The sequence below is a fragment of the Natronoarchaeum mannanilyticum genome, assembly GCF_039522665.1.
Classification (GTDB): Archaea; Halobacteriota; Halobacteria; order Halobacteriales; family Natronoarchaeaceae; genus Natronoarchaeum; species Natronoarchaeum mannanilyticum.
On record NZ_BAAADV010000007.1, the window covers coordinates 43,271 to 55,324 of the forward strand.

Below are 12,054 nucleotides of genomic sequence, written 5' to 3' on the forward strand. Positions count from 1 at the left end.
GCGGGTCGTCCGCGCCCGTTCCGCCCGCTACGGTCGCTCCAACCGTTCGCCCGCCCCGTCAGCGAACGGGCGCCGGCGGTTCGTCGCGGCCGATCCTGATCTCGTGGGCCTCGACGGCCTCGTAGGCCGCGACCTGCCCGCCGATATCGACGCGCCTGTCGCCGGTGTCGACGGTCAGGCCGGCGACCTCCTCGTTGGTCTCGAACGACACGTCGACGATCCGACCCTTGACCAGGCGCGACTCGCCCGTCTCGACGTCGCGTCCCTCGATCGTCGCGTACATCTCGCCCTCGACCTCGAGCAGGTCCTTGACGCATCGACGGATCGACGCGTACCGCCGGGGGAACGGCCGATCGGCGCCGTCCTCCGCGAGCGTCTCCATCGCGGTCGTCCACAGCACCGTCCCGTAGAACCCGGAGATGAGAAAGCCCAGCGCCGAGCGGTTGAAGATCACGCCGTAGCGGTCCCGGTCGTTGTCCCGGATCGCGTCCTGGGTCGCGTAGATCGAGTGCTCGCCGTCCGCGACCGCGATCACCGGCGTCGTGATGCCGCGGCGCGCCCGCGCGGCCGTGCAGACTTCGAGGTAGTCGAACTCGTCGGCGCTCGGCGCGTCGCGCGCCGGCGTCAACAACAGGTCGATGCTGACGCCGTCGGCTCGCTGGGCGGCAAGTTCGTCCTCGTACCGCTCCAGCAGCTCCGGCGTCAGCGAGAGCGCGAGTTCGTACTCCGCGGACTCGATCACCTCCTCGACGTACCGGAGGATCGTCGACCGGGACTTCACGAGCGAGACGGCCTCGGTGTCCCGCGCCGGCGCGGTGTACCGGGCCTCCAGTTCGTCGATCATGTCCGTCAGCGACGTTCGCACGTCCGAGAACGCGTCGGCGGGATCGACGGCGATGATCTTCATCGGCCGCGACTCGCGGAGTTCCACCAGCCCGCGGTCGCTGAGGCTTCGCACCGTGTCGTACACCCGCGGCTGCGGGATATCCGTTCGTTCGGCGATCTCGCTGGCGGTCAGCGTTCCGTGTTCCATCACCGCCAGGTACGCGTCGATCTCGTACTCGCCGAGGTCGAAGCGATCGCCGACGCGTTTCATCGTCACGCGCAGGTCGTCGGAGCTCATACACTACCACCGGACCTCTCGCGGTAAATGATTTATTGAAAGCGGAGTAGCACTCGGTTGTCGAACGCCGTTGTCCCGCGACCCGTCACTCGGCGTCGTCGGACGCCGTCGCGGCGGGGATACGGACGATCACGGTCGTCCCCTCATCGCAGGCGATATCGACCGTTCCGCCGGCCTGCGAGACGATCCAGTCGGTCAGCCACAGGCCGAGACCGCCGGTGTGGTGGAGCGGGTCGATCTCCCGTTCGCCGGATAGCACGGCTCGCTCCTCGGATGGAACGCCCGGGCCGTCGTCGGAGACGCGGAGTTCGACGACGTCCGCGTTCGCTGCGGTGCGCCCGACCTCGCGGATCGGTTCGGTCGGCTCGCCGGTTCGTTCGGCCGCGCCCGTCGACGCCGCGTCGCGGTGCGACCAGTTCCACCGGAGGGCGTTCGACTGCACTGCGGTTTCGTCGCCGGCGCAACCGTCGACGCGCGCGACCGAGACGCGCACGTTCGGCGCGGGGCCGGCGTGGTCGACGGTGTTCGCGAGCAGTTCGTCGACCACCGTCGCGAGCTCGCCCCCGATCGACGCCCGCGCCGCCTCGGGCGCTTCGATCTCGACGGCGGCATCCGGATGATCCGTCCGGAACGCCGCCACCCGCTCTCTGACGACGTCCGCGACGTCGACCGGGGTTCCGACGCCCGTTCGATCGTCGGTGATCAGCGCCTCCGTCTTCCGGGCCCGACCGCTGAGGTGGAGCAGCTCCTCGGCGGCCGATCGGATCTCGGCGGCGTGGCCATCGTCCCGGTCGTCATCCGCGTCGATCAGGTCAGCGCGCCCGACGATGACGTTGAGCGAGTTCCGCAGATTGTGCCGGAGCAGCCTGTTGAGGACGAGCAGCATCTGCTCGCGGCGCGCGAGCGTCTCGGTCAGCCGGTTGACGCTCGCGCCGATCTCCGACCACTCCGTGCTCCCCGTGAGTTCGACGCGACGATCGTACTCCCTGGCCTCGATGCGTCTGAACTGATCGCGCAGCCGCTCGGCCTGTCTGATGTCCGATCGGTAGATCCAGAGGCCGAACAGCGCGACCGCCCCGAGCATCACGATGCCGGCGACGCCCTGTGCGACGGCGAGGCGTCGAACCTGCGCCGTGACGCTCGACTGGCGGCGGTCGACGGTGACTGTCCAGCCGGTGGTGTGGACGATCGCCCGGCCGTCGACCGTCGAGTCGATCGCCTCGTCGCCCGCGTACAGCGTCGTTCCGTCGTTCACGATCCGAACCTGCGTGTCCGGGTCACTCTGTCCCTCGATCGGATCGAACAGCGCGCTTCCCGAGAGATGGAACGCCCCGTTCAGCGTCCCCACGATCTCGCCGTCCGATCGGATCGGCGCGCTCACGACGACGATCCGGTTGCCCGTTCTGGCCGTGAACGGGTCACTGACGTACACTCTTCCGTCCAGCGCCGCCCGAACGTAGGGTCGATCGCTGAAGTCCTCGCCGACGGGAGCGCCCCCGGTCCCGTCCTCGTTCGCGAGCGCCGTCATCGTCCCGTTGGCCGCGACGACGGACACGCCCTCGAAGTCGGTCTGTGTCCTGATCGTCGCGATTCGCTCGTTACGCGTGGCGTCGTCCGCGTCGACGAGTTCGGGGTGATCGGCCGCGATCTCGATCGACTGTCGCTTCTCGACGAGCTGGCGGTCGATCGTCGACGCCGCCAGATCGGCCTGCTCCGTGGCGTCTTCGCTGGCCGAGGCCACGGCGGCGTCTCGCTGGGAGTCGAAGGTGACGACGAGCACTCCGGCGATCGTCAGCGCGACGAGCACGAACGCCAACAGGAACTTTCGCCGGAGTTGCATCCGTGGCTTGGTGTTTCGATTCTCGACAGGGATATAGTTTCGCGTCACCGGGGCTCTCGACCGCTCAGGCTTGTAGCCCGACATTCGGTGAAGCCGCGGATCGAGACGGGCTCGATGGGACTGCAGGCGACTAACCGGGGCTCACGGGGATGGTTAGGCCACCCGCCGAGTGTCGGTGACGCCTGCGTAACGCTAAAGAGTCGAACACGCCTTTGTTCGGACAAGAATGAGTACCGGATTCGTCTCTCTGAGGTGGTTCCGTGGGGGTTGAAATCAAGGAGTCGCGGGTCTCCGCCGAGGAGTTCGCGGACATGTCCGAGTTCGTCTACGAGTATCTCGCCGCCAGCGTCGAGAACGAGGACGAGGGCGGACGGATGCGCTGGTACCCCTGGCACTCCGCCGACTACCGGCACAACCACATCCTGAACGTCGTCGAGCTGGCCGAGGAGATCGCGCGCGCCGAGGGCGCCGACGTCGACGTCGCGCGGGTCGCCGCGCTGTTCCACGACGTCGCCAAGCTCGACGCCGATCAGGACGTCCACGCCGAGGAGGGCGCACGGGTCGCCCGACAGTACCTCGAGAACCGCGGGGAGTACCCCGAATCGTTCGTCGACGAGGTCTGTCGAGCCGTCCGCGACCACTCCTACCAGGGCGACCTGACCGACCTGCCCCTCGAAACGCGGTGCGTGATCGAGGCTGACCTGCTCGACAAGGTCGGCGCCAACGGCACGGCGCTGATGCTGCTGCGCATGGGGTACGAGGCCCGGACGCACATGGACGCCGGCCAGATGGTCGAGCGCGTGCTCGAACGCGGGCGGGACGCCGCCGAGCGCGTCGAGACCGACGCCGCGGAGGGGATCGCCCACCGGCGGCTCAAGCGCGTCCGCTGGTTCCAGGAGTGGCTCGACGACGAGGTCGCCGCGATCGACGTCGACGACAGTCTCCCCGACTGACGGGCTGTCGTACCGGAAGAAAAGCCTCTCGCGACGAGACCTCGCCCGTTAGCCGTCGCGGAAACAGCCGCGCGTTCCGTCTTTCGGCGCCGAGCGCGACCGGGTCGGTTCCCGCTCAGATCCCCTGGCCCATCAGGTGACTGCGGAGCACGTCGTCGGACTTCGAGCCCGCGCCGGTGTTGAGCACGACGACCGTGTCCGAGTCGTCGAACTCGCCGCGCCGCGAGAGCTCCCAGGCGCCGCTGACTGCCGCGGCGGCGCTGGCGCCGACTTCCAGCCCCTCGTTGGCGGCGACGGCGACCGCGCTGTCCAGGATGTCGGGGTCCTCGGTCGCGACGGCGCCGCCGCCCGACTCCGCGACGGCGTCGAGCGCGAGCGAGCCGCCCGGCGGGTCGGGGATCTCGATGCCGCCGCAGATCGTGTCGGGGTACTCGACCGGCTCGACCTCGTCGCGACCCGCCTCCCAGGCGTCGACGATCGGCGCGCAGCCGGCCGCCTGCGCGGCGTAGATCGCCGGCGTCTCGTCGATCAGCCCGAGTCGCTCCAGTTCCGTCGCGGCCCGGTGGACGCCGACGGCCCCGACCCCGGCGCCGGTCGGCACGACGACGGCGTCGGGAAGCTCCCACGCCAGCTGTTCGACGATCTCGAACAGCGCCGTCTTCGCGCCCTCGTGGCGGTACGGCGTCGCGAACCAGCCCAGATCGTGCCACCCTTCCTCCTCGATCGACTCCGCAGCGGCCTCCAATGCGTCGCCGACTCGCCCGCCGACGACGGTCATCTCGCCGTCGTGGACGTTCACCATCGCCTTGTTCGTAAACGTCGCGCGCGAGGGGACGAACACCTCGGCGTCGAGGCCGGCGCGGGCGGCGTACGCCGCCGCGGACTGCCCGCCGTCCCCGGTCGACGCCAGCGCGACCGTGTCGACGCCGCGCTCGCGGGCCGCCGTGACGGCAACGGACTGTCCTCGATCGGCCGTCGATCCGGTCGGGTTCCGTCCGTCGTCTTTGACGTACAGCTCGCCGACGCCGAGCTCGTCCGCGAGCGACGCGGCCTCGACCAGCGGCGTCCCGCCCTCGTCGATGCTCACCGCAGCCGACCGTTCGAACGGCAGCAGCTCGCGGTAGCGCCACTGGCTGCCGAACGGCCGGTCGGCGAGCGTCTCCCTGTCGAGGTCGATCGCGTCGTAGTCGTAGGTCGGCGCGAGCGCGCCGCCGCAGTCGGGACAGCGGCCGGCCGTCTCGTCCTCCTGACGAACTTGCGAGTCAGGGCTCGACGAGCTTCGCTCGTCGGCGGCGTCGAACCGCTCGCCGCACTCCTGACACTCCAGCCCGGCGAAGGCGTCGCTGGTTTGCATGCTCGTCGATTTCGGTGCCGGACCCTAAGCCCTGTTCATCCGTCGGAGTTCGCTCTCGGGACGTTCCCGGCGCGTCGTCACCATCGCCGATTTGATATAGCGATCTCCAATTTATCCGTCGTCCCAGCACCGGCTCGTACCTCGCCAAAATCACACTGCGGAGCGGGACGGGCGGACCGGTTCGAGAGTTCGCGGCCGAAAGCCGTCCTGCGCGCAGCCGACACGCGTGAAGTTTTGACCCGGGAGTCCCAACGGAGCGGTATGTCAACCGACCAGCGCGTGATCGTGGCCGGCGCGGGCCTCTCGGGGCTCGTCGCCGCCCGGCATCTCGCGGACGCCGGCGTCGACGTCGAGGTCGTCGAGCGCGAAGAGGAGGTGGGCGGTCGCGTGCGGACCACTCGGAAGGACGGCTTCGTGATGGATCGGGGCTTCCAGGTGCTGTTCACCGCCTACCCCGCCGCGCAGCGCGAACTCGACTACGACGCCCTGAACCTGCGGTACTACACGCCGGGCGCCTGCATCGCTCGCGACGGCGAGCGTTCGATCCTCTCCGATCCCCTGCGGGATCGCTCGGCGCTGCTGTCATCGGCGCTCAACACCGAAGTTTCGATGACGGATAAAGTTCGGACGCTGAAACTCAGCCGGGAGCTGGCCGGGAAGTCGCCGACGGCGATCTTCAGCGGTAGCGACCGATCTATCCGGGAGTACCTCCGCGATCGGGGCTTCTCCGAGCGGTTCGTCGAGAACTTCGCGGCGCCCTTTTACGGCGGCATCACGCTCGATCGATCGCTCTCATCGTCCAGCACGGTGTTCGAGTACACGTTCAAGATGCTCTCGGAGGGTCGGATCGCGGTTCCCGCAGACGGGATGGGCGCGATCCCCGAGCAGCTCGCCGAGCGCGCCCGCGAGGCCGGCGTGACCGTCATGACCGACACGGAGGTCGAGTCGGTCGACGCAGACGACGCCGAAGCGGAGGTGTCCGTCGGCGGCGAGACCAGAACCGCCGACGCCGTCGTCGTCGCGACCGATCCGCCGACGGCTCGCGATCTGACCGGCGTCGAATCGATCCCGACCGACGGCGAGGGCTGCGTCACGCAGTACTACTCGATGCCTCGATCGGAGTCGCTCGACGCCGGCAAGCGCCTGATCCTCAACGCCGGCGGCGAGGACCCGAACCACGTCGTCGTCAACTCGGAGATCGCGCCCGAGCACGCGCCGGAGGATCGTCACCTCGCGAGCGCGACGTTCCTCGGCGATCGCGACGAGCAGCCCGCACGCTTCGACGACATGACGCGGCGCGCGCTGTCGTCGTGGTACCCGGAGCACTCGTTCGCGGACTTCGAGCTTCTGGGGACCGAACGCGTCCCGTTCTCGCAGTTCGCCCAGCCGCCGGGCAGTCTCGACGATCTCCCGAGCGTCGACGCGCCCGCCGGGCGGTGTTACCTCGCCGGCGACTACACCCGCTGGTCGTCGATCCAGGGCGCGATGGAGAGCGGTCGGGACGCCGCCCAGACCGCGCTGGCGGATCTCTGATCGGCTCCGAGCGACCGGTGCGACGGCGCCGCGACCCGCTCACTCGCGTTCGAGCAGGTCCTCGTACTCGGACGACTGCGCTCTCGATCGGTCGTCCGTACGCGACCCGTCTCGGCTGTCGGTTGTCGCTTCGCCGTCCTCCTGCGAGAGCACTCGATCGAGTCGGCGTTCGAACTCGGCCTCGCCGATCTCCCCGGCGGCGTACCGCCGCTTGAGCGTCTCGACGGGGTCCTCGGGGCGTTCGGCCGGCTCGCCGTCGCCCGCGTCGGCGTCGGCGCCGACGAGCCAGTCCGCGATCTCCTCGCCGAATAGCAACAGCAGCGGCGTCAGGAGGAACCAGCCGACGATCGGGATGCTCGTGACCAACAGCCCCGCCAGCACCTCGGGGAGCACCGCGCCGCTCACCGCGACCAGCGACGTCAGCGGGAGCGTCACGACGGCGACGACCAGCCAGAGCTTCTCGGCCACGAACTCGTGGCTCACGTCGACCATGAGAGGTACTCTCTCGCGGAGGCAGTAACTACTGACGGTCGCGCGGCGGAAGCCGTCGCCGCCCGAGCCTACAGCATCGACCGCAACTCGTCGAGCGGCGGGAACCAGAACGTCTCCGCGGCGTCGTCGTCGCGGACGATCGGCCGGAACGCGCTGGAGCGGTCGAGCAGCGGCGACTGGAACCCGTCGGACCGGGCGCGGTTCACGAGCGTCCCGGGAGCGAGTCGGTTGAACGCGGGCACGACCAGCACGTCGGCCCCGCCGCGGACGCCTTCGCCGAACAGGTAGCAGGGGTGGCGCTTGCCCTCGATCCTGATCGCCGGATGATCGTGGCCGCAGACGTACAGTTCGGCGTCCGCGCCGGGCTGCTCGTGGCCGTGGAGGACGACGGCGTCGATGCCGGACAGTCGGTACTCGTCCGCGACTGTCGCGGCGTCGGCGAGTTCACCGGCGACCTCGGTCGCCGCGGCGTCGCCCCCGATCACGCTGTCGAGCATCGTGTCGTGGTTCCCGGTCGTGACGACGAACTCGGCGCCGGCGTCCGCGACGAGCTCGGCGAGATCCGCGAACGTCGTCGCGACGCCGCGGGGAACCCGGTCGAAGGAGTGGAGCGCGTCGCCGGCGACGACGAACTCGCTCGGCTCGAACCTCGACAGGAGCGCCTCGATCCGGTCGAGCAGATCGTCGGACTCGCCCAGGGGTAGCTCGACGTTCGAGCTCCGGTCCCGGCCGACGTGCAGGTCAGCGCAGACGAGCGCGTCCGCTGCGGGCAGGTACAGCGATCGGTCGCGAAACGAGGCGTCGGGCGGCGCCATTCAGTCGTCGCTCGGGTCCGCGGCGTCTTCGACGACCGCGGCGTCGTCGCTTCCGCCGGACGCCGCTGACGGGCCGAGCTCCGATTGGAGGTCGTACTCGGTGCCGGTCAGCACGAACAGGATCTCGTCGAGCACGGCGAACAGTTCGGGGAGCACGCGCACGATCAGCAGCGTGATGCCGACCAGCGCGACCACCGACAGCGTCTGCGAGATGAGGTGGTGGGAGACGTAAAAGGAGGTCACCATCTCCTCGCCCGCGAGCGTGTCGGTGATCGCGTGGAAGATCGGGTAGTCGAACCAGCCCAGCGGCGCCGCCAGGCCGACGAACACGTTCCGCCCGAGGTTCGCCACCCAGATGACGCTCACGGCGATCGCGAACGCCTTGGCCTTCCGGGCCAGCGGCGCCCGCACCGCCATGATCGCGCCGCCGAAGATCGAGATGCTACCGATCCCGGTACACGAGAGGACGATGTACGTCGAGTACCCCTCGAACGCGAAGCGGCTCTGGTAGCCGTTCGCGCCGGTCTCGATCCCCGGCGAGTAGCCCAGCAGCTCCATCCCGAAGTGGGCCTGCCGGGCGACGGACTCGATGAGCACCGTCTTGACGACCGGGATCGTCATCGCGGGGAGGTACAGCAGCCCCATCATCGCGACCGCCCGGGAGAGTATCAGCAGCGAGTCCCGGCCCGAATACAGCAGGTACGCCGCGTACAGCGACAGCGGGACTCCGATCAGGCTCAGCGCGCTCTCCAGGATGCTCTGTGCGTCGAAGTAGAAGTACGGCACCATCAGACCCCAGAAGATGCCGAACACGACCCAGGCGGCGACGCCGCTCGTTCTTGCGGCGCGCGTTCGACCGGTCAGTTCGAGCGCCGCGGTCGCGAGGAAGGCGGCGATGGCGGCCCAGACGAACAGGTTCCTGGTTCCCGTCGCCCAGATCGCCTCGGTCGCGAGCGGGGACGCAAGCGTCGTCACGTGGGGATGCAAGCGCTATCGAAATAAAGAGCTATCGGCATCGTGTGCGCCTGCCGCCGGACCGATATTGCGCCGTTCCGTCTGCCCGCTCAGTCGGCGTGCTCCCGCGCGGTGTCGTAGGCCTCGCGGATGCGCCGGAACTCGTCCTCGTCGCCGCCCTGATCGGGGTGAACCTCCTTGACGCGCCGGCGGTAGGCGCGTCGTACTTCCTCGACGTCCGCGCTAGCAGGCAGTCCCAGCGCGGCGAACGCCGTCGCGACGCCGGCGTCCGCGTCCTCGTCGGTCGCGATTTCGGGCGTCTCGAAGGGGAGTCGCGAGCCGAGGTGGCCGCCCGGGAGTTCGTGTTCGACGAGCACCGGGTCGGTGTCGGTCGCCTCCAGGCGGAAAAAGACCCTCGCGTCGAACGTGACCGCGACGTCGCGCTCGGGGAGGTAGAACTCGACGCGTTGTCCCGCCACTGTCGTCTTTTCGACGTAGCGCTCGTCGATCGCTTCGAGGTAGTGTCGGATCTCCGCCAAGCGTCGCTCGGCGCCCTCGCGCTCGGGCGACCCGGCGGGATCGTCCTCCAGGCGCGGGAACGCGCGCTGTCCTGCGACGAACGCGAGCGCGACCAACAACGTCGACGCTCCGGCGAGCCCGAGCCCGAGCAGCAACCACTCCGGAAGCTCCGCGATCGCTCCCCACACAACGCCTGCCGATTGGGGATCGAAGCTAATGAAGGCCCCGGGGGAACCCCGCATATGCTGGGCGAAACACTCAAACCCGCTCTCCACTGACTGACATTCAAACCGTGCGACGCCGAACCCTCCTCGGCGCTATTGCGGGTGCGACCGCAGCGACCGCCGGCTGCGCCCAGCTCTCCGAAACCGTCGACGAAGCCGCCGAAGGCACCAAGATAGAGAATTTCGGTGTCGACCACCCCTGGGGCGGCGAACCGATCGTCCTCGGCGTCGCGTACGACGAGGACGTCGACCGCCGGGAGAACTTCACCGAACTGATCGAGGCCTCGGCCGCGTTCTGGGAGGAACACGCCGAGCAGTACGCCGGCTACGACGTGGAGTACGCCCTCGACTTCGACGCCGCGGACCCGGACGTTCGCGTGACGCTCGTCGACGAGATCTCGACCTGCGAGCGGAGCGAAGACGGGTACATGGTCGTGGGCTGCGCGCCGCTGATCACCGGCGACGCGCCCGACACGGCGTCGGTCCAGATCAAGACCGGCTACTCCGACGATCTGACCCAGACCACGATCACTCACGAGCTGGGGCACACGCTCGGTCTGGGTCACGACGACGATCCCCAAGAGATCATGTCGGACGACCCCGCCGATCGGATCCCGAACTACGAGACGCGGCGGGCGATCCACGAGGCGTACCTCGCGGGGAGACGCTCGTTCAACGAGGGCGCCGAGCGCTGGCAGGCGGCCAACGACGCGATAGACGAGCGAAACTGGGCGACCGCGAGCGACGAGTTCACGAGCGCCGCCGACCAGTACGACGCCGCCGTCAGTTCGTTCGGGGAAGCGGCCTCCGAGTCGGACGACATCGACGCAGACGGGGCGGTCGACATCTGTGCGGACGCCGAAGCGAAAGCCGCGCACTTCCGCAGCGCAGCCGAGGCGTGGAGCGAGGCCGCTGCAGCGCGCGACGACGGTGACTACGACCGGTACGAGGAGCGAAGTAAGGCGGCTCGCGAGCAGTTCGAGGCTGCGGACTCGCACTCGATCGGCGACGGCGAGAGCGATACCCTGGCCGTCGAACTCGGGTTGCAGTGAGCGATCAGGAGCGGCGTCACGACGCCGCGTTGCCCGCCTCGACGCCGCGTTGCCCGCCTCGACGCCGCGCTGCTCGCCTCGACGCTGCCGGCCGAGGATGCACCGCGGCCGTCGCCATCATTCCGCAACTACTGTTACGGATGCCCGCCGAGCGTAGCGCATGACTACGTCGAGCGCTCCCGGCAAGGTGTACCTGTTCGGGGAGCACGCGGTCGTCTACGGCGAGCCGGCGGTGCCCTGCGCGATCGAGCGGCGGGCGCGGGTCACAGCCGAACGCCGCGACGACGAACTGCTGCGCGTCCACGCCGACGACCTCTCGCTGGACGGGTTCACGGTCGAGTACAGCGGTTCCTCGGAGTCGAAGCCCGACGTCGCCGTCTCCGAGTCGCTGATCGACGCCGCGATGGGCTACGTCGACGCCGCCGTCGAGCAGGCCCGCGAGGCCGTCGCCGAAGAACGCGGCGAGGACGTTTCCGAGGTCGGCTTCGACATCACGATCGAGAGCGACATCCCGCTGGGCGCCGGGCTCGGCTCCTCGGCGGCCGTCACGGTCGCCGGGATCGACGCCGCCACGCGCGAACTGGGAGTCGAGCTGTCGCCCGAGACCGTCGCCGATCGGGCGTTTCAGGCCGAGTACGAGGTTCAGTCGGGCGAGGCGTCCCGCGCGGACACGTTCTGCTCGGCGATGGGCGGGGCGGTCCGCGTCGAGGGCGACGACTGCCGGCGGATCGAGGCGCCGGACCTGCCGATCGTCGTCGGCTTCGACGGCGGCGCCGGGGACACCGGCGCGCTCGTCGCCGGCGTCCGACAGCTCCGCGAGGAGTACGACTTCGCCGCCGACACGATCGAGGCGATCGGCGACATCGTCCGCGAGGGCGAGCAGGCGCTGGCCGAGGGCGATATCGCGGAGCTGGGCCGGCTGATGGACTTCAACCACGGGCTGCTGGAGGCGCTGGGCGTCTCCTCGCGCTCGCTCGATCGGATGGTCTGGGCCGCCCGCGACGCCGGCGCCGAGGGCGCGAAGCTGACCGGCGCGGGCGGCGGCGGCTGCGTCGTCGCGCTCGACGAGACCGACGAGACGAGTACCGCGCTCCGGTTCACGCCGGGCTGCGAAGAAGCGTTCCGCGCCGAACTCGACCGCGACGGCGTGCGCGTCGAGCAGCCTCCGAGCGACGACCGCATGGAGGGCGCCTGA

The 12,054-nt window shown here is 69.5% G+C and carries 11 protein-coding genes; 4 read left to right on the plus strand and 7 right to left on the minus strand.

All coding sequences use genetic code 11. From position 1 onward, the window contains the following. Positions 1 to 58: 58 nt before the first annotated feature. Both trmB and ABDZ81_RS13335 read right to left on the minus strand, forming a co-directional pair. The gene (gene trmB, locus ABDZ81_RS13330) at positions 59 to 1,123 is read right to left on the minus strand and encodes an HTH-type sugar sensing transcriptional regulator TrmB (RefSeq protein WP_343774492.1); all 1,065 of its coding nucleotides are present in this window, start codon (positions 1,121 to 1,123) and stop codon (positions 59 to 61) included. An 85-nt stretch (positions 1,124 to 1,208) separates the two neighbouring features. Continuing rightward, entirely contained in the window at positions 1,209 to 2,963 is a 1,755-nt protein-coding gene (locus ABDZ81_RS13335; RefSeq protein ID WP_343774493.1) for a cache domain-containing protein, read from the minus strand. A gap of 260 nt (positions 2,964 to 3,223) precedes the next feature. Here ABDZ81_RS13335 and ABDZ81_RS13340 point away from each other — a divergent pair, with 260 nt between their 5' ends. Then, entirely contained in the window at positions 3,224 to 3,916 is a 693-nt protein-coding gene (locus tag ABDZ81_RS13340) for an HD domain-containing protein (RefSeq protein WP_343774494.1), read from the plus strand. 115 nt (positions 3,917 to 4,031) lie between these two features. Here the strand turns inward: ABDZ81_RS13340 and ABDZ81_RS13345 are convergent, their stop codons facing one another. Beyond that, a complete protein-coding gene (locus tag ABDZ81_RS13345) occupies positions 4,032 to 5,270 on the minus strand; it encodes a threonine synthase (protein WP_343774495.1) in 1,239 nt (412 codons plus the stop codon). A 261-nt stretch (positions 5,271 to 5,531) separates the two neighbouring features. On the opposite strand from ABDZ81_RS13345, the gene ABDZ81_RS13350 reads away from it, so the two are divergent. Continuing rightward, the gene (locus ABDZ81_RS13350; protein WP_343774496.1) at positions 5,532 to 6,803 is read left to right on the plus strand and encodes an NAD(P)/FAD-dependent oxidoreductase; all 1,272 of its coding nucleotides are present in this window, start codon (positions 5,532 to 5,534) and stop codon (positions 6,801 to 6,803) included. A 39-nt stretch (positions 6,804 to 6,842) separates the two neighbouring features. On the opposite strand, the gene ABDZ81_RS13355 is transcribed toward ABDZ81_RS13350, so the two are convergent. The 4 genes from ABDZ81_RS13355 to ABDZ81_RS13370 form a co-directional block, all read right to left on the minus strand. After that, positions 6,843 to 7,295 carry an SHOCT domain-containing protein gene (locus tag ABDZ81_RS13355; protein ID WP_343774497.1) on the minus strand — a complete coding sequence of 151 codons (453 nt, stop codon included), beginning with the start codon at positions 7,293 to 7,295 and terminating at the stop codon, positions 6,843 to 6,845. 68 nt (positions 7,296 to 7,363) lie between these two features. Continuing rightward, the gene (locus ABDZ81_RS13360; RefSeq protein ID WP_343774498.1) at positions 7,364 to 8,110 is read right to left on the minus strand and encodes a metallophosphoesterase; all 747 of its coding nucleotides are present in this window, start codon (positions 8,108 to 8,110) and stop codon (positions 7,364 to 7,366) included. Further along, positions 8,111 to 9,085 carry an archaeosortase A gene (artA, locus tag ABDZ81_RS13365; protein ID WP_343774499.1) on the minus strand — a complete coding sequence of 325 codons (975 nt, stop codon included), beginning with the start codon at positions 9,083 to 9,085 and terminating at the stop codon, positions 8,111 to 8,113. An 89-nt stretch (positions 9,086 to 9,174) separates the two neighbouring features. Next, a complete protein-coding gene (locus ABDZ81_RS13370) occupies positions 9,175 to 9,771 on the minus strand; it encodes a J domain-containing protein (protein ID WP_343774500.1) in 597 nt (198 codons plus the stop codon). A 104-nt stretch (positions 9,772 to 9,875) separates the two neighbouring features. On the opposite strand from ABDZ81_RS13370, the gene ABDZ81_RS13375 reads away from it, so the two are divergent. Next, a complete protein-coding gene (locus ABDZ81_RS13375; RefSeq protein ID WP_343774501.1) occupies positions 9,876 to 10,859 on the plus strand; it encodes a zinc-dependent metalloprotease family protein in 984 nt (327 codons plus the stop codon). A gap of 160 nt (positions 10,860 to 11,019) precedes the next feature. Continuing rightward, positions 11,020 to 12,054: a mevalonate kinase gene (gene mvk / locus ABDZ81_RS13380; protein ID WP_343774502.1), complete on the plus strand. Its 1,035-nt coding sequence runs from the start codon at positions 11,020 to 11,022 to the stop codon at positions 12,052 to 12,054.

Excerpts from the sequence above, each read along its gene's own strand:
- trmB (WP_343774492.1), bottom strand. The coding sequence starts at position 1,123 with ATGAGCTCCGACGACCTGCGCGTGACGATGAAACGCGTCGGCGATCGC.
- ABDZ81_RS13335 (WP_343774493.1), bottom strand. The coding sequence starts at position 2,963 with ATGCAACTCCGGCGAAAGTTCCTGTTGGCGTTCGTGCTCGTCGCGCTG.
- ABDZ81_RS13345 (WP_343774495.1), bottom strand. The coding sequence starts at position 5,270 with ATGCAAACCAGCGACGCCTTCGCCGGGCTGGAGTGTCAGGAGTGCGGC.
- ABDZ81_RS13350 (WP_343774496.1), top strand. The coding sequence starts at position 5,532 with ATGTCAACCGACCAGCGCGTGATCGTGGCCGGCGCGGGCCTCTCGGGG.
- ABDZ81_RS13355 (WP_343774497.1), bottom strand. The coding sequence starts at position 7,295 with ATGGTCGACGTGAGCCACGAGTTCGTGGCCGAGAAGCTCTGGCTGGTC.
- ABDZ81_RS13360 (WP_343774498.1), bottom strand. The coding sequence starts at position 8,110 with ATGGCGCCGCCCGACGCCTCGTTTCGCGACCGATCGCTGTACCTGCCC.
- mvk (WP_343774502.1), top strand. The coding sequence starts at position 11,020 with ATGACTACGTCGAGCGCTCCCGGCAAGGTGTACCTGTTCGGGGAGCAC.